At 60.6% G+C, this 16,928-nt stretch carries 14 protein-coding genes and 1 tRNA gene; 8 read left to right on the forward strand and 7 right to left on the reverse strand.

The window, feature by feature from the left end:
- Positions 1 to 22 precede the first annotated feature (22 nt).
- The 5 genes from queE (at position 23) to RQH86_RS10030 (ending at position 5,295) form a co-directional block, all read left to right on the forward strand.
- Positions 23 to 706 (forward strand): 7-carboxy-7-deazaguanine synthase QueE, encoded by a 684-nt coding sequence (gene queE / locus RQH86_RS10010; protein WP_311240203.1) that lies wholly within the window; start codon positions 23 to 25, stop codon positions 704 to 706.
- Positions 707 to 1,335: 629 nt separating this feature from the next.
- Entirely contained in the window at positions 1,336 to 2,010 is a 675-nt protein-coding gene (queC, locus tag RQH86_RS10015; protein ID WP_311240202.1) for a 7-cyano-7-deazaguanine synthase QueC, read from the forward strand.
- Positions 2,011 to 2,057: 47 nt separating this feature from the next.
- Positions 2,058 to 2,133, forward strand: a tRNA-Lys gene (locus RQH86_RS10020).
- Positions 2,134 to 2,892: 759 nt separating this feature from the next.
- Positions 2,893 to 3,750 (forward strand): GAF domain-containing protein, encoded by an 858-nt coding sequence (locus tag RQH86_RS10025; RefSeq protein ID WP_115528668.1) that lies wholly within the window; start codon positions 2,893 to 2,895, stop codon positions 3,748 to 3,750.
- A gap of 36 nt (positions 3,751 to 3,786) precedes the next feature.
- Entirely contained in the window at positions 3,787 to 5,295 is a 1,509-nt protein-coding gene (locus RQH86_RS10030) for a sensor domain-containing diguanylate cyclase (protein ID WP_115528667.1), read from the forward strand.
- 483 nt (positions 5,296 to 5,778) lie between these two features.
- Here the strand turns inward: RQH86_RS10030 and RQH86_RS10035 are convergent, their stop codons facing one another.
- Positions 5,779 to 6,090 (reverse strand): hypothetical protein, encoded by a 312-nt coding sequence (locus RQH86_RS10035; protein WP_238692167.1) that lies wholly within the window; start codon positions 6,088 to 6,090, stop codon positions 5,779 to 5,781.
- 448 nt (positions 6,091 to 6,538) lie between these two features.
- Here RQH86_RS10035 and RQH86_RS10040 point away from each other — a divergent pair, with 448 nt between their 5' ends.
- The gene (locus RQH86_RS10040) at positions 6,539 to 7,546 is read left to right on the forward strand and encodes an HWE histidine kinase domain-containing protein (RefSeq protein WP_311240201.1); all 1,008 of its coding nucleotides are present in this window, start codon (positions 6,539 to 6,541) and stop codon (positions 7,544 to 7,546) included.
- The gene (locus RQH86_RS10045; RefSeq protein ID WP_311240200.1) at positions 7,543 to 7,893 is read left to right on the forward strand and encodes a response regulator; all 351 of its coding nucleotides are present in this window, start codon (positions 7,543 to 7,545) and stop codon (positions 7,891 to 7,893) included. The genes RQH86_RS10040 and RQH86_RS10045 overlap by 4 nt, the downstream gene beginning before the upstream one ends.
- Positions 7,894 to 7,965: 72 nt before the next feature.
- Here RQH86_RS10045 and RQH86_RS10050 read toward each other — a convergent pair whose 3' ends face one another.
- The 3 genes from RQH86_RS10050 to RQH86_RS10060 form a co-directional block, all read right to left on the reverse strand.
- Positions 7,966 to 9,222 (reverse strand): lipase family protein, encoded by a 1,257-nt coding sequence (locus RQH86_RS10050; protein ID WP_311240199.1) that lies wholly within the window; start codon positions 9,220 to 9,222, stop codon positions 7,966 to 7,968.
- A gap of 665 nt (positions 9,223 to 9,887) precedes the next feature.
- Positions 9,888 to 12,056, reverse strand: coding sequence for a methyl-accepting chemotaxis protein (locus tag RQH86_RS10055; protein ID WP_311240198.1), 2,169 nt, complete (start codon positions 12,054 to 12,056; stop codon positions 9,888 to 9,890).
- Positions 12,057 to 12,680: 624 nt separating this feature from the next.
- On the reverse strand, positions 12,681 to 12,887 hold the full coding sequence (locus RQH86_RS10060; protein WP_311240197.1) for a hypothetical protein: 207 nt from the start codon (positions 12,885 to 12,887) through the stop codon (positions 12,681 to 12,683).
- Positions 12,888 to 13,110: 223 nt separating this feature from the next.
- Between RQH86_RS10060 and RQH86_RS10065 the strand changes: the two genes are divergently transcribed.
- Positions 13,111 to 13,821: an rRNA pseudouridine synthase gene (locus RQH86_RS10065; protein WP_055849133.1), complete on the forward strand. Its 711-nt coding sequence runs from the start codon at positions 13,111 to 13,113 to the stop codon at positions 13,819 to 13,821.
- Between the two features lie 1,218 nt (positions 13,822 to 15,039).
- Here RQH86_RS10065 and RQH86_RS10070 read toward each other — a convergent pair.
- The 3 genes from RQH86_RS10070 to RQH86_RS10080 all read right to left on the reverse strand — a co-directional run bounded on the left by RQH86_RS10070 (position 15,040) and on the right by RQH86_RS10080 (position 16,921).
- Positions 15,040 to 15,798, reverse strand: a complete 759-nt coding sequence (locus RQH86_RS10070) for a hypothetical protein (RefSeq protein ID WP_311260635.1) — start codon at positions 15,796 to 15,798, stop codon at positions 15,040 to 15,042.
- A 157-nt stretch (positions 15,799 to 15,955) separates the two neighbouring features.
- Positions 15,956 to 16,360, reverse strand: coding sequence for a response regulator (locus tag RQH86_RS10075; RefSeq protein WP_115554369.1), 405 nt, complete (start codon positions 16,358 to 16,360; stop codon positions 15,956 to 15,958).
- 78 nt (positions 16,361 to 16,438) lie between these two features.
- Positions 16,439 to 16,921 (reverse strand): hypothetical protein, encoded by a 483-nt coding sequence (locus RQH86_RS10080; RefSeq protein ID WP_055849139.1) that lies wholly within the window; start codon positions 16,919 to 16,921, stop codon positions 16,439 to 16,441.
- Between the last annotated feature and the right edge of the window lie 7 nt (positions 16,922 to 16,928).

Raw genomic sequence — 16,928 nt, forward strand, 5'->3', positions numbered from 1 at the left:
TGGCGCGGCGCATACTTTGCCCATGAACGCCGCCGCCGTCCCCAGCGAGATCGTCCAGTCGCCGTTGCCGCGATTGAAGATCACCGAAATCTTCCTGTCCCTGCAAGGCGAAGCGGAAGCGGCTGGCTGGCCGACCGTGTTCGTGCGCCTGACCGGCTGCCCGTTACGGTGCAACTACTGCGATACCGCCTACGCCTTCCACGGCGGCCAGTGGCATGACATCGACGCGATCGTGGCCGAGGTCGCCAGTCATGGTGTGCGGCATGTCTGCGTGACCGGCGGTGAGCCGCTGGCGCAAAAGCGCTGCCTGGTACTGCTGCAGAAGCTCTGCGATGCCGGTTTCGATGTGTCGCTGGAAACCTCCGGTGCACTGGAGGTTTCCGAGGTCGATGCCCGCGTCTCGCGTGTGGTCGACATCAAGACGCCTGCCTCGGGCGAAGAGCCGCGCAATCGCTGGGACAACCTGGCATTGCTGACCGCACGCGACCAGATCAAGTTCGTGATCTGCAGCCGCGCCGATTACGAATGGTCGCGCGAGATCGTGGCGACGCATGCGCTCGACCGCCGTTGCACGGTGTGGTTTTCACCCAGCAAAAGCGAAGTCACGCCGCGCCAGCTCGCCGACTGGATCGTGGCCGATCGCCTGCCGGTCCGCTTCCAGATGCAGCTGCACAAAATTCTCTGGGACGACGAGCCGGGCCGCTAAGAGCGGCTAGTAAAACGACTGCGCGCACCGCCAGGCGGGCGCGGCCGGCGGTCGGCGCGGCATCGACCACGCTTCCATGCCTGTTCTGAGTGCGTCGCCCACACCCAGCTGAGACGACTGCTCGCTACGTTTTGTCCGCCCTCCTGAGCACGCCGGTTGCGTTGCAGGCGCGTTAGCGCAGATATGGCCGGAAGGAGGCTGTCTCCACAGCGGCGGCAACGCCCGACGTTTGCCGTGCTCGCGCGGCACCAACCAGCTTGTGTGCCTTCAGAAGCAATGGCGAGGTGGTGCTTTGAGTCGTATCGGTAGCTGACAGTGGTCCTCACAGACGCCCTGCAATCTGCCTGGAAAACGGCATGCCGGATGGACGCGCGCGCATGGTCGTCGTGACGGATGGCGCTGGTCGATCAACGCGATGGCGCTGGAAGTAGGCGAGGCGCGATTGGTCATCGCCAGCGGCGCGCTGTTGATGCACTAGCGCCCGCATTCTGACCTCGGCTACCAAGCAGTCTCCAGCGCCTGCGCCATGTCGTCTCGGCGGATGCGTGTGCCGAACAGGCCGCTCGCCATCGCGGCCCGGCGCCGACCCTGCTAGCCTTTGCGTCTTCCGTTGTCGATGTCGTTCTGAAATGAAAAAAGCTGTCGTTCTGTTGTCCGGAGGCATGGACTCCGCCGCTGTCATTGCGCTCGTGCAGGAGCAGGGCTTTGCCGTGTACGCGCTGAGCGTGCGCTACGGTCAACGTCACACCTCCGAACTGGATGCGGCCGTCCGCGTTGCCGCGGCGCAGGGCGTCGTCGCGCACAAGGTGGTCGACGTGGATCTGCGCAGCATCGGCGGCTCTGCGCTCACCGACGACATCGAGGTGCCGGACGCCGGCGGCGACGGTATCCCGGTCACCTACGTGCCCGCGCGCAACACGATCATGCTGTCGCTGGCGCTCGGCTGGGCCGAGGTGGTCGGCGCCAAAGACCTGTTCTGCGGCGTCAATGCGGTGGACTACTCCGGTTATCCGGACTGCCGCCCCGAATTCGTGCGCGCCTTCGAAGTGCTGGCCAACCTGGCCACCAAGGCCGGCGTGGAAGGCGCCGGCTTGCGCGTCCACGCACCGCTGCAGTTCCTCAGCAAGGCCGACATCGTGCGCGAAGGCGTACGCCTGGGCGTGGACTTCGGCCTCACTGTGTCCTGCTACCGCGCCGACCCCGACGGACGCGCCTGCGGCCACTGCGACGCCTGCCGGCTGCGCGCCGCCGGCTTTGCCGACGCCGGCGTTCAGGACCCCACGCATTACGCGATTTCGTCTTGACGCCTGTGTAGGGTAGAATGCGCACCCCGACGCAAAGTCGGGTCAGTGGGCCGTTAGCTCAGTCGGTAGAGCAGAAGACTTTTAATCTTTTGGTCGATGGTTCGAATCCATCACGGCCCACCACTTAATTCAGCAGGTCAGATGGCGCCGACGGCGCCTTTTTTTGTGCGGCCGGGAAATTGCCGGCGCCTTGATCTATTGCGACTCAATGCAGATGTCCGATGGGCGCGGCGTGCTGGACTATCTGCAGTGCCGGCACAACGCACCGTGCCGATCACTGACCAACTCTAGGCGAACGGTGGTCTCATGGCCGCCGCTACGGCAAAGCCTTCGCCGCGGCACAAGTGGGTTTGGGAGCGCGCGCTCAATTACATGCCGATGTCATTGGCGACAAGCGTGAGCAAAGCTCGCACTTCAAGTGGATGCACCTGTGATTGTCCAAGTGCGTACGCTTGTTGAGGGACGGAGTGCCGGTTCCGTTGTTCACCGAAAGTCAGATCGTTGCCACGCTGAAGCGGGTGGAGTGCTGCCGCAAGGTTAAAGATCCTGCCGCAATGCCAGAGCAGTCGATGTGGCAAGCCATGCAATCAGCCAAGCAGAGCCTTCACGTAGCACGATGTCTCGGCAATCACGAGATGGCCCTACACGGGCGGGGCCTGGGCGAGGGAAGCTCTCCAGCGCTTTGAGAAAAGCGTAACCGCTGTTGGAGCGACCAGAAGAGCTGTTGAGGCCGCTAGCGATATCGAGTGCAGGGGCGGTCTGTTCTTGGCGCCCCAGAAGCAAAACCGGCCGAGCTAGCGCTGGTTCGCCTTGAGAAGCGAGCACGGACGGTAAAATTTGGAAGCGGGGGTATGATGGAGCAGCCTTCTTCGGTGTTTGACTATGCTTATTGCACCGTACCCCCAAAACGAACAAGCGCGGCTTCGCTTCCTTCGTCAACTCGATATATTAGATACCCCGGCCGAAAGCGCGCTTGACGAAATTACCAGCGAGCTGGCGCAGGGTCTGGATGTCGCTATTGCGTTGATTTCTCTTGTTGACGGAGATCGACAGTGGTTCAAATCTAAAGTAGGTCTTGATGCTTGCCAGACTTTACGGGATGTCTCGTTCTGTGCTCATGCCCTGGATGCTGAAGAGCCGCTTGTTGTCAGTGATGCTTTGATGGATGAAAGATTTGCCGGCAATCCTCTCGTGCTAGGTCCGCCTTATATCCGTTTTTATGCAGGTGTTCCGTTACGTGGCGATAACGGTTTGACTATTGGAACCCTGTGCGCCATTGATGCCAAGCCCAAAGAAATCAACGCCGAGGAAATTAAGTTGCTTAGGCAGCTGGCCTTGAAGGTGAGTGGACTTATATTCAGTCGTTTAAATGATGGCGCGCTGCTAGCGCGATCAAAGCAAAAAGGGTTTGAAATATCGCCGGTAGCGATGGCCGTCTTTGATGGTGGCGGAAGAGTGACTGCTGCTAATTCGGCCTTTTGCAGATTGTTGGAAAAGCCTGCGAATACACTGGAATCTTGCAATGCAAGCGCACTTTGGTCAAATGACTCTGGTGATTTTTTGAGTTTGCAACACTGTGCTGGCAGTGGGGCCGCATTTCCAGTGCGTGTGCTCAGCGAGGAGAATGTCACTGGTCGTCGAGCCTGGCTTCGCGTCGTCGAGGATGAAGATTATTCAGCGAGCTTCGTAGCGCTCCTATTCGTCGAAGAGGATATCAGTCAGTGGGGTGGATATGAATAATAGCGTCTCGGGAATCTGCTGTGGAATAAGGCCGTGATGGCATCCATCAAGCAGCAACGGCTGATTATTAGGTCTGTTCCCTATTTTGCTGTGGCAATGATTGTTTTGCTGCTTGGTACTAACGCGTATCAAGCTTGGATCGGGTATGACTATGCTTTAAAAAAAGCACGGGAGACTACGGAGAATCTCTCTCACTCGATTGCGCAGCACGCAGAAGATGCGATTAAAGGTGCTGAGATACTTTCTCTTGGGGTAGTGGAGCGCATTGAAGGGGACGGCCTTGAGAATATTGACAAAAACCGGTTGCAACAACTCTTCCGGCGTCAGTTGAGTGGTTTGCCCGAGTTGCACGGTATCTTTGTTTATGATGAAAACGGAAAATGGGTCGTTACTGATAAGGATGTTATTCCCGCATCAGCTAATAATTCAGATAGGGAATACTTTATTTATCACAAAGAGCACGCGGATGAGGCGATACATGTTGGGGATGTGATCACCAGCCGTTCTACCGGAGAACTCATCATCCCGGTATCGAGAAGAATAAATAAGCGGGATGGGAGCTTCGGTGGGGTTTTTCTCGTCACCCTGCGTGTGAAATATTTCAGTGATTTTTACGCGCAATTTCAATTGGAAGAGCAAGGTGTCGTGGTCCTCTCCTCCAGCGCGGGAAAGATCATGGTGCGCCAACCGTTTGACCCTGCCAATATAGGAAAAAGTATTGCACAAGGGGATATCTTTAGGATGTATTTGCCGCACTCTCCGAGTGGAGTGGCAATGGTTGTGTCAATTACAGATAAAGTTGAGCGGATGTATGGCTATGAACGCCTCGGACGCTATCCGTTAGTGGTCCTGGCGGGTAAATCGAAGCAGGCAATCTTGGCGGCTTGGTACGCAAGCCTCTACAGATCGCTGCTTATGTTGTGCTTGATATTATTTATTCCAGCGCTTTTTGTGGTTCTTATTTCGCGCCAAGTACGGCAGACACTGCGAATTGAGGATGAACTACGTCTGGCTTATGCCGCTGTTGAAGCCATCGCAATGCAAGATAGTTTGACCGGTCTAGCGAATAGGAGGCAACTGGATGCGGTTCTGCCCGCAGAGATTGGCCGTGCGCGACGCACCGCATTGCCACTCGGGGTCATTATGGTGGACATAGATCAGTTCAAGCTTTACAACGATCGCTATGGGCACCCAGCAGGCGATCTTTGCATTAAAGCGGTGGCCAACGTCCTCAAAAATCAGACGCGCCGCGCTGGAAATCTTGCAGCTCGCTATGGTGGCGAGGAGCTGACGGTGCTCCTACCGTCCAGCGATTGGGCTGCTCTGAAGATGACAGCTGAGCGAATGGTGCAGCGTGTTGCTGAACTTTCCATCGAACATCTCGATAGTCCGTATGGGCATTTAACAATAAGCGTAGGCGCATGTCTTTTCGATTCCTATAACGAAGAAGTGAGCGCGGACGAATTGTTGAGACAAGCCGACGAAGCGCTTTACGCGGCAAAGCAGGCAGGCCGCAACTGTGTCCGCCTGGCTCAAAGACTCTGACCATGAGAGTCGCATGCATGCATGCGTCAAGGAATTCGAATAGCCATGTGGCCAAGCAAGTAGGTTCACGCCAAAGCCTATGCAACGGCATTACATCGGGCACGCCGTTCGCGCTGATGGCATAGGGGTGCCGCACAGACGTCTGGAAACGTGAGGGTAATGCCTTGCGAAGCGAGGGCGCCGGGTCAATCCTCCGGGAAACTTGCGGTTATAAGTTACAGATAGATCTGCGAAACAACGCTTTCTTCTAATCTTTTTGGTCGATGGTTCGAATCCATCGTGGCCCACCATCTAGATCAAGGCTTCATGCCAACCCCACGCTCCGCAATCCGGGATCTGCTCCGCAATTATCGTGCTGCGCGCATCCGCATCGCGTTGCAGTTACGCTTGGGTTTCTCAGTCGCCACGATGTTCGTTCTCACCTGGCGATTGCGCCTGAAGCAGGCCGACTCTTAAATCAGCACTGCTCGCCGGCCGCGGCGATCAGCCCCTGCAGATCCATTTGCCGGTGACCTTGAAGGTCTTTGCGTTGATCGCACGCGTATTGACCTGGCCGAGTTGCACCGAGGTGGTCTGCGGAAACGTGTCGCGGCATTGCGCGGCGCTGTCCGCCCATTGCTGATTGAACACCTCGGTCCTGCTCGGCCCGGTGTGGGTGAACGATGTCATCTGCTCGGTGCGGGAGACGACATGCAGCGATGTTGCGGCGGCAGTCGTGGCCACGCTGGAGCAGAGGATGATTGCGAACGCCAGCATCGAGGTGTGACGGGAGTTTTTGCGCGAGAACGAAGACATGGTCTGGCCGATTCGAGTGATGGAAGGGTGGGGATGTTGGTCACTTTCGGCGGGAGGCTACGGTGCACATAAGACGCCCCGGTGACCGTGGGTTTGCGAATCGAATGGGTTATTCCGGGGTTCATCGCCCGACGGCGATCGCAGCGCAAGCCGCCGCGCCCGGGCGTCCAGGTGCTGATCCGTCAGACCTTTCAACTACCTGGATGGCAGGGCGAAGGTGGCGTGGAGGTCGCGCCAAACCTCAGTGCGGGCAACCTCTGGCACAGCGGCGCCGGCGCATGCATTGGTCGGGGCCGCTTCGCAGCAGTTGGCGTGTCTGTCTGATTCGCCGGGCATAAGGCGCGCGGCAGGTATGCATTTCTAGGCGGTCAAGATCCCGGTGCCGGCATGATCGAGCGTTCACGGCAATCGTTCTATTGTGCGACCCAACTTCAGGACCATGACGGGAATGGCCGAGTATCAGGAAGACGCCGCAAAGTCGCGTATTTACGAGGCTTTGCTACAGGCCACGCCGGACCTTCTATACGTGTTCGACACCCAGCATCGCTTCGTCTACGCCAACCATGCGCTATTGACGATGTGGGGCATGCGCTGGGAAGACGCGTGCGGCAAGACGTGCCTGGAGCTGGGCTATGAGCCGTGGCATGCCGCGATGCATGACGAGGAGATCGAGCGCGTTATTGCCACGCGTCAGCCGATTCGGGGCGAGGTGCCGTTTCCGCATGCGGTCAAGGGATTGCGGGTCTACGATTACATCTTTACGCCGGTGTTCGGGCCGGATGGCAACGTCGAGGCAATCGCCGGCGCCACGCGCGACATTACCGAGCACAAACAGCACGAGCAGCATCTGCAGTTGTTGATCAACGAGCTCAACCATCGGGTCAAGAATTCGTTGGTGATGGTGCAGTCGTTGGCGCGTCAGTCGTTCAACAATGCCGATAGCCTTGCCGATGCGCAGGAAAAAATCGATGCGCGCTTGCTCGCGCTGTCGCGTGCGCACGACACGCTGACCCGGGAGAACTGGGTCAGTGCAGATATTCTGGAGCTGACCCGCGATGCGGCGGCGCTGCACGCACCGCGCGACAGTGAGCGCTTTACGCTGCTGGGCGATTCCTGCCGTCTCGATCCGCGGCGCGCGTTGGCGCTCTCGATGGCGCTACATGAGCTGTGCACCAATGCTCTCAAATATGGCGCGCTGTCGTCGGCCGAGGGGGCTGTGCAAATTGCGTGGAAACGCCACACCCAAGACGGCCAAGAGATGCTTGAGCTGATCTGGCAGGAGTCCGGTGGCCCCGCTGTGCAACCGCCCACGCGCAAGGGCTTTGGGTCGCGTATGTTGGAACGCGGTTTGAAGCACGACCTCAAGGGCGATGTAGAGCTTTCGTTCGAGCCGACGGGCGTGCGTTTTTGCGTTTCCATTCCGCTGCCGATCGAGCTCGCCGAGGTGCGTCCGTGACCATGCGTGTATTGTTGGTCGAGGACGAATCGCTGGTCGCCATGCTGCTGGAAGATTGTCTGTCCGAGCTGGGGTACGAAATCGCTGCGACGGTAGGCGATGTCGATACCGCGCTTGCGGTGGTACAGCAGGGCAACCTGGATCTGGCCGTGCTCGACGTCAACCTGGGTGGAAGGTTGTCCTTTCCGATCGCCGAAGAACTCGATGCGCGCGGAGTGCCTTACATCTTCGTCACCGGATATGCGAAAAGCGGAATTCCGGAGAAGTTCCGCCATCGGCATGGGTTGCAAAAACCCTTTCAGTTTCGCGACCTGAAGGATGCGCTGGCGCAGCTGCGGCCTGAGTAAAGAATTATGATCGACCATCCCGCAGCTGCCTGCGGGATGGTGGCAAGGCGCAGGCGCGCGTATTTGCAACGGTCAGCGGCTGTGGTCCAGCAATTGCTGACGCACGGCCACGATGCAGCTTTCCTCGACTGCCAGATGCACGAAGGCGCTGTTGTCTTCTCGCTTGCCGGTGCCCAGATCGAGCGTTGTCACCTGGTTGCTGCCATTGCGCTTGAACGTGTCGATCGCCCTGGTGGCGTTCTTGAACGGCACGCTCGCATCGTTGGATGAGCCGCACAGCAAGGTGCGGGTGCGCGGGCGCCAGTCGAGCAGGTCGTTGCGTTGCAAGTCTTGCCGCAATGGGTTGAACGGATTGCTTGCGACGTCCTGAAGAAAAGCCGCTGTGAAGTAGTCCTTGATCTTGCCGACCGGCGGCAACGTGGTGACCAGATCGCCCACGCTGTGCGTGCCGGGGAAAAACGCTTCCACCTGTGCGGCCCAGGGGTCTTGATACGTTTGCGAGGGCGCCAGATAGACGTTGTGGTAAGTGCGCTGCATGGAGGTGATTGCGTAGCTCAAAAAGACCAAGGCAAAGGTGCTTTCGGCCACGGTGTTACGCCCGGTCAGATCGTCCAATACCGATTCGCTTAGCGCATAAGGTCCGGAGATCCCCGAGCTGGCCGCGAGGTTGAATTCCTGCGACAGGTGCGCCTCGATCTCGCGTTGTGTTGCCAGTGCGGCGTGGGCGCCGGCCGAGTTGCCGGAGAGCATCACCTTGCCCGACAGCGGCGTGTTCAAGCGGCGCAGGACGCTGCGCGCGGCGCGCATCGCATCGACCATGGCGCTGGCTTGCGAGGCGCTGTGCATGTAGGGGTGATATGGGTAATTCGATTTGCCAAGGCCGAGATAATCGGTGGCGACGACGACGTAGCCCTGGCTGGCAAGTCTGGTGACCAACGGGTCGTTCCCGCGCGCGTCGCGGATGTCCTTGGCCTGTTCCGTACTACGCAACGTTTGGGTGCCTTCGCCCCATGCCAGCAGGGGATAGGGGCCTTGGCACTGTGGCCCGCCCGGCACCAGCAGCGCGGCCGACGCGGTGGCCGGTTCGCCTTCGACGCCGATGGTGGCATAGGTGAATTCCGCTACGCGAACGTTGCAGCTGGGCTGCTCATGCGATGGGTCGTCGCGCAGCATGTTCGCAATGGCATCGCGGGTGTAGCTGGTCAAAACCTTGCTCGACAAGACCGTGCCACGGGACGGATGGGTGCCGAAGGGGGACGCCTGCGAAGCGCCGGCGGTGGCCAGCAGGGCGATGCCCAATGCCGTGCCGATGTTGACTCGAAATTCCATGTAAAGACCTCGCTACATGACGCCCTGGGCAAGCGGCAGGGGGATGACGGTCGGGGCCGTCGGAATGAGCATGGGTGGGAACGTCGCGCGCGCAGCACTGCCAGCCGGTCGTCGGGCAGGGTGTGCAGCCATCGGCGGAGCGCGCCGGAGCCTGCAATCCAGCGGCTTCTGCTGCACGGCATTCGTCCCAGTCATGCGTGTTAGGTAATACCTATCTGTAATGCAATGACTGTTCACAGTGATAGGAAATAAATAACCACTTCTCGAAGGTCAAATGATGAAGTAATGATGATGGGTCACATCTGTACCGCAGACGCACCAGAGTGCGAAATGTTGAAGTCATAAGCGAAGCGCGATACGACGTGCAGGTGACGCACGCTGGGGTGAGGGCGATGCCATGTGTCGCCAGCGGGAGTAGGCGTTGCGTCGACGGTTGCCGCACTGCGAAGTTGTTAGGCAGTGCCTATCGCGCGCGTGCTTGGTCGAGCAGATGCGCCATAGCGAAGGTTCGCTCGCGCTCGCGCATTCGTGTCACGCGCAAGCGCTTGCCGATGGCGTGATGCGTGAATAGCCAAAGCAAAAGAGCGCCAGGCGGCGCTCTTTTGCTGACATGTTGCACGCGGCGGTGCTGGAGATATCGCGGTGAACTTGCCGCCGTGGATCGATCAGGCGTTGGCGACTTTGTGGAGCAGCCGTGCGACCGGAGCGGCCGTGCGCATGTTGGTGTCTTGCGCCTGTCGTGCATCGATTCTGAAGATGGCCACCGCATCGGTGAGCTGCGCTGCCTGCTCTTCCATCGAGCGTGCGGCGGCGGTGGCTTCTTCCACCAGCGCTGCATTTTGTTGCGTGGTTTCGTCCATGTGGGTGATGGTCTGGTTGACCTGTTCGATGCCGGCCGATTGCTCCTGCGATGCGGCGGAGATCTCGCCCATGATGTCGGTGACGCGTTGCACACTCGCGACCACTTCGCTCATGGTCTTGCCGGCGCTGTGGACCAGCGCCGAACCATCGGCCACGCGCTGCACCGAGTCGTCGATGAGATCCTTGATCTGCTTGGCCGCACCGGAGGAACGTTGTGCGAGCGTCCGCACTTCGGAGGCGACCACGGCGAAACCACGGCCTTGTTCGCCTGCACGTGCGGCTTCCACCGCTGCGTTCAGCGCGAGGATGTTGGTCTGGAACGCGATGCCATCGATGACGCTGATGATGTCGGCGATCTTCTTGGACGACGCTTCGATACCGCTCATGGTGTCGACGACCTTGCCCACAACTTCGCCACCTTGCGAGGCAACGCGGGCGGCACCGATCGCCAGCTGATTGGCCTGGCGTGCACCCTCGGCATTCTGTTTGACGGTGGACGTCAGTTCTTCCATCGACGCTGCGGTCTCTTCGAGATTGGCCGCTTGTTGCTCGGTGCGTTGCGACAGATCCTGGTTGCCGGCCGCGATCTCGCTGGCAGCCGCGTTGATCGAGACGGCCGACTGCTGGATGTTGCCGACGATCTGCGCCAACTGACTGGCGGTGGCATTGGCGTCGTCGCGCATTTGCGCAAACACGCCACGGAAGTCGCCGCTCATGCGCGCGGTGAGATCCCCGGCAGCGATCGATTGCAGCAACGACGACAACGACTGCAGATTGCCGTCGGCGGTGGACATCAGATGATTGAGGCTTTCGACCATGATGCGGAAGTCGAATTGAAAGCGCTCGACATCGCCGCGCGCGCTGAAGTCGCCGTTGGCGGCCGACTGCGCCAGATGCTTGATCTCGTGATTCATCGCCGAGAGGTTGAGCTTGACCTGCGACATGGTGTCGCTGAACACCGCTTTTTCACCGGGCAACGGCTGCATGTCTTCGGATAGTTCGCCAACGGCATAGCGGCCCATGATGCGTGCCAGATCGGTCTGTACGGCAACGTGCGAGGCCACCAGCAGATTGGTGTCATTGGCCATGCGGCCGTAGTCGCCGGGGAATGCCGAAGCATCGATGCGGAAGCTGATCGTGCCGGCGTCGTGATGCCTGGCCATATCGGTCTGTGCAGCGATCAAATTGCGCACCTGCAGTTGCATCTTGTCCATGGCCTGCAACAGACGGCCGGTTTCGTCGGTGGCGGTGGTGTGGACGTCGTTGTGCAGGTTGCCGGCGGCGATGGCTTCGGCGGTGCGTGTGGCCTGGCTCAATGGTGTGGTCAGGCTACGCGTGATCAACCACGCCAGCAAGGTGCTGATCACCAATGCCGCGATGCCGCCACTTGCCAGGATGACCTTGCCGCGATGCATGGATTGCACGGCCGCGGCATATGCTTCCTTGCTGAGGCGCCGCTCCAACGCGGCGTTGTCGCGAATGGCGGCCTGCTGCTCATTCATCGCAGTGGCGGCCGCACCTTGCAACAAGCCCAGAGCCTCCTGGTTCTGGTCGTGGATGCCGTAGTCGAGAATCTGGTTGTTGAACTTGACCGAGATGTCGCGTTTTTCCTGCACCAGCTTGAGCGCAGCCTTTTCTACGTCGCTGCTGGGCATGGCCGCCAGTGCAGCGTGAGATTCCTTGTAACGCGCGCGATTGTTTTGGACCATCTCCATCGCGCGGCGGTTGGCTGCATCGCCCGACACCATCACGATGTCGCGCAAGCCGATCGCCACGTTGGTATTGGCGTCGAGCATGTCGCTCGAGAGGCGAATCCGCTCCATGTTGTTGTTGACGATGGTATCCAGCTCGTAACGGGCGTTGGACATGGTGATCAGTCCGGTTGCTACAAGCAGACCCGACAAGAGAATCAAAATGCCGAAGGCCATCCCCAAGCGACGGCCGACATTGAGGCGTTGCAAATAATCGTTCATAACCGCATCCAGTTAGCGCAGCTGAAGGGCCCAGTGGATGCGGGGTGCATCCACTCAAGCCTCTTGCCCAGCTAGCGGCTGGAGAGGGGCGTGCTTAAGCCTTCCGTTCTGTAATAGTTACAGCGGATTCATTGCGCGGAAGAGATTCCCCGACAGCTGTCCATCGGCGCCTGACATCTTGATGGCGTCAGAGGCATGGAGCGCAGCTAACGCTGCTTTTGCGTGCACGTTAAATAGATGTTGCCGATGCTGGAAATAACGCACGCAATACGCACGTCGTCGCAGCGTATGTGCAGGAATCCGCATCGATCACTGATCGCGCGCGCCATTTGTTAGTCGCGCTTGTAACGTCTGGCTGGATCGATGCGTGTCACCTGCAGAACGCTCGTTATGCCGTGCGTGACACGCTGGTACGCGCGTCGGACTACCTGCAATAGACCTTGCGCAGATTCGCTGGAGCGACAGCGAGAGATGCGCTCAACCTGCGTCGATCGATGTTGCGCCAGTGCCCCCCAGTGCAGGGCACTACGTGCGAGCGTGAAGCAGTGTCGGCAGCGTGCACTGCATCTGGTGACGAGGCGGACCTCAGCAGCCGAGCACGCGCGCCGCGCTACCAACCCTGCATCAGCCTTCCAGCGCAGCCAGCACGTCGGCGTGCAACTGTCGTGCATCGGACTCGCTGTTGAAACGCGCGAAGACCTCTTCGCCAGAGATCATGCCGGCCCGGACCGAGTGGCAGTAAGAGCCGAAGCTTTCGCCGGCGTTGAACGGATCGCTGATGACGGAGATATGGGTAACGCGGACCCGGGTAGTGCCGAACTTGATGAACATCTGCGAGCTCCTGTGTGAGCGCTGAGTTTCCCACTTTGTGCTGCTGGGCAGAAGCATGCACGGATGAAAGTGAGTCGGTGAGGTGACCCCAGGCAGTGCCACAGCGTCCTTGCGGTTTTTGTGGGGTGGCCCGTCTGTGGAGCGGGTGACTGGAAAGGCGCTCGCCTCACGCATTCGGCGACCCAGCACGTACACTGCCGTGCCCTGATGCTGAGCTTGCCCGATGTCCGATCCCATTCGTCTCGATAAATGCGTTGCCGCGCAGTTCGGCTGCTCGCGTGGCGAGGCGCAGCAGTACATCGAGGGTGGCTGGGTCAGCGTGGATGGGGTCGTTGTCGAAGAACCGCAGGCCCTGGCAACCGCCGTGCAGGTGACGCTTGCACCGGATGCAGTGCTTGAACCTGCCGAGCCTGCCACCTTGCTCTTGCACAAGCCGGCAGGCATGACCGCCGACGCTGCGCTGGCGCTGGCTAACCCGGCAAGCCGGAGCGAGCTGGACAACGCCGAGTTGCGCGTGCTCAAGCGGCATTTTCTGCGCCTCAGCGCGCCGCTGCCGCTGGAAGACGACGCCAGCGGCTTGCTGGTGTTGAGCCAGGACGGCCGCGTACTGCGCAGGCTGACGGCCGACGCCAGCTCGATCGAACAGGAATTTTTGGTGGAAGTGCGCGGCGAGCTACGCCCGTATGGCATGGCGCGTCTCGCGCACGGTCTGGTGTATCAGCAGCGCAGCTTGCCGCCGTGCAAGGTGAGTTGGCAGAACGAAGAGCGGCTGCGCTTTGCGATCAAGCATGTGCAGCCCGGCCAACTGCGTTACATGTGCGGCGAGGTGGGGCTGGACGTGGTGAGCATCCGCCGGCTGCGCGTAGGCCGCGTGTCGCTGGGCAAGCTGGCCATCGGCCAGTGGCGCTATCTGCCGTCGGGCGAACGTTTCTAAGAGACGTGTTGACCAGTGCGCGTACGGTGTCTGCACATAGCGCACTTGACTACAGTGGCCGCATCGACGTGGCTATGCGCTTCGGCAAACGCGGATTGCTGTAAGGCAACCAAGCGTCTTTGCTTCGGCCTCCGCGATGTCGACATCTGAAATCATGAGGCGTGTACCAAGCACGCGCCGACTCACGTCGGCTGACGCCCGATCGGCCGCATCGCACGGAGCGATGCGCACCGCGCAATGACGTCGCAGGCTGACGCTTGGTTCGCTTACTTCTTGTTGCGCCTTTTCTTGGCGCGGGTCACCAGCCAGAACACCACGGCGATGATCCCGATGACCAAGATGGCGAATGCCGGTGTCAGAAACGCGTTGTCGCCCATGAAAATCTCCTGAAAGTCATTGCAGCGAAGCGCTGCACTGACGTTAGCCTAGCGAGCGGTCTGCGTGATCGCGTGAAATGCGCACGCATGCATGCATCGACGCAAGTACGTAGCAAGCACGCATGCATCGACGCACACTTACTTCGCTCGAAGGCCAGGAGCACTGTCGTGCGGCTAGGAGTGCATTGCTGCAGTGGAGGCGCTTGCTCTGCGGCGTTTGGTGCAACTAGCACGGAGGCCGCGCGCGCAGTCAGAGCCATCGCAGGTCAACCAACTTCAGACAGACGTGTCAGCAACTGCGGTACTGCGGCCAGCAGCCAGCGATATTCGCACCGTGCGACGCAGGCGCGAGCAGGATGCGTACTGCACCAATGAGATCGGCCAGCAGACGAGATCGATTGGATCAGCCAGCAGACCAGCGATGGTCGCCACGTGTGCCGACTGCTGCAATGATGCGTTCGCATCGCTGGACGCGCTTCGCTACATCCAGTGAAGTGCAGGTTTCCATCAGCAGACGCAACTGTTGGCACACGGAAACACCGAGCGCAGGCACACAGATGAAAAGCCGACGGGGCGCGCTCATCGCGTCGCAACGTTCTGACGAACGCGTTGGCCGATGCAAGACAGCACTGCGCCACGGCAGGTCTGCATCAGCAATGTCCCGGCAGGGGCGTGCTCAACGCCCCGCGAGTTGAGCGGCCCAACAGGCCTCGCGTCCGGTGGTTGCAGTTTAAATGAGACGTGCATCACGTAAATCGGGGGCGCGCCTACAGGCTGTCGGGGCGTTCCCGACAACCATGCTGGTGCGACTGCGCTCGCAGCGGAGCGCAGTCGCCGGAGATCACTGAAAGGCGGGCGTGCAGCGGAAGCCGGCGCAATCGATCTGCACCGTGCTGCCACTCTGGCAGGTCGCAGTGAAGCGGGTGGGGCCAGCGGCCTGCACCGGGCCGCAGTTCAAACCGCTGCTGATGCTTTGGGCGCGTGCCATGGACGATTCGCTCGACATCGCCGGGCCTGCAGGCGTCGTCGAAGCCGCAGCGACGCCGGGCGATGCCGCAACGCGGGCAGGCGCGACGGTGGGGGCATCGCTTGCCAGCGGCGTTGTCACCGCTTCGTTGTGCGTGCGGCCGCTTGCCGCCACCACACCGCCTTGCGCGGTCTCGCCTTGCAGTGGCTGCCCACGTTCCTCGCGACGGCGGTCGAAGCTCAGCGTCTGCCCGAACACCAGCTGGATCCAGCTGGGGTACGTGTAGCCGGTGCCCTTGTTGTGGTCGACGATGGCGCCGATCGCGCCGCCGATCAGGATGTTGCCCCAGATGCCCATGTTGGCACGCGAGATGGAGCGGCCCGCTGCATCGCGCTGACCGGGCAGCACGCAGGTGACCTCCAGATCGTGCGCGGACCGGCGCACCTGTGCGGTCTGGCCGGACTTCAGGGTGACGCGCCCTTTGTCGTTGCCGATGGCGCAGTCGGCGCCGGTAATGGTTTGGCCGTCTGCGGTCTTGGTATCGACGCGTATCGGCTGGGTCGCGTCGTTCATCACCGTTGCGCAACCACTCAACGCAGCCATGGCAATGGCTGCGGTCACTAGCTGTCTCATGTTGTCCCCTGGCGTAAAGCACAGCGGCGCCAGGCGGGCATTGCACCGCGGCCTTGGCACAGCTATGTCGTGATCAATCCCCGTTGCCGCCGCATCGCGCGACGGCTGGCATTTCATACCGGGATTGTGGGCCGCCGTCCAGCTGCGGCCGTCGGCGTTACACGCCGGGGGTGGCGAGCACGCGGCGTTTCGCCATCACGCTGCGGATCGCGGTGAGCAGTTGTTCGGGGGTGTAGGGCTTTTCCAGGAAGGCCACGCCGTCAGGCAGGATCTCTTCCACGTACTCGACCGCCAGACCGGAGGTCAGCAGCACGGGCAGGTTGTATGGCGCATACGCGGTCTTCAACGCAAGATCCACGCCGGTCAGGCCGCCGGGGAAATGGATATCGGAAAACAACACATCGACGCGCGGGTCGCTTTCGATCAGGGTCAGGGCTTCTTCGACCGATCCGGCGCTGCGGCAGGTAAAGCCGTAACTTTCCAGGACAAGGCAGCTGAGTTGTCGGGTGCCGTCGCCGTCTTCAACGACGAATACAACTGGCCGTTCCTTGTTCTGTGACATGAGCACGTCTCGTAAGGCAAGCCACATTTTCAGCGATGCGGCAGTGAACCCCCCGTCAACGCAGACGGAGCCGTATGGTTACCAGCCGAACGGGCCGGGGCCATAACCGCCGGGTGCGTAGCGTGGGCCGAACACCGGGCCTTCGCCGCGGCCGACGCTGATGCTGACGCCGATCTGATGCGCCTTGCCGTCGTCGTCGTAATAGGTCTTGCAGGAGTTCAAATTGACCGCCTGCCAGTTGCTGTTGCCGCCGCGGTTGGAATAGCCCATGCCGGTCTCGACCGCACCATGCAGCTTGCCCTGGCATTGCTCGGCGCGTTCGGCCGCGATCGATGCGGCGCTGGGGCGTGCCAGCGCCGGGCGGGGGCCGCTCTTGTCGCCGTAAAACGTGCCGGGCGGGTCGGTGCTGTACTCCGGGTCGGAGCGGTATTGCAGCGGTGCCTGGGGGACGCTCAGGTCCAGCGAGCGGGCGGTGGCCGGTTCGGCGCTGACATCGCCGGTCTGGGCGAGCGCGCCACCGGCGGCAAATAGAGTGGCCAGGAGAAGCAGGCTGCGTTTCATCGGTTGG

Source organism: Xanthomonas sp. WCS2018Noco2-27, assembly GCF_031843525.1.
Classification (GTDB): Bacteria; Pseudomonadota; Gammaproteobacteria; order Xanthomonadales; family Xanthomonadaceae; genus Xanthomonas.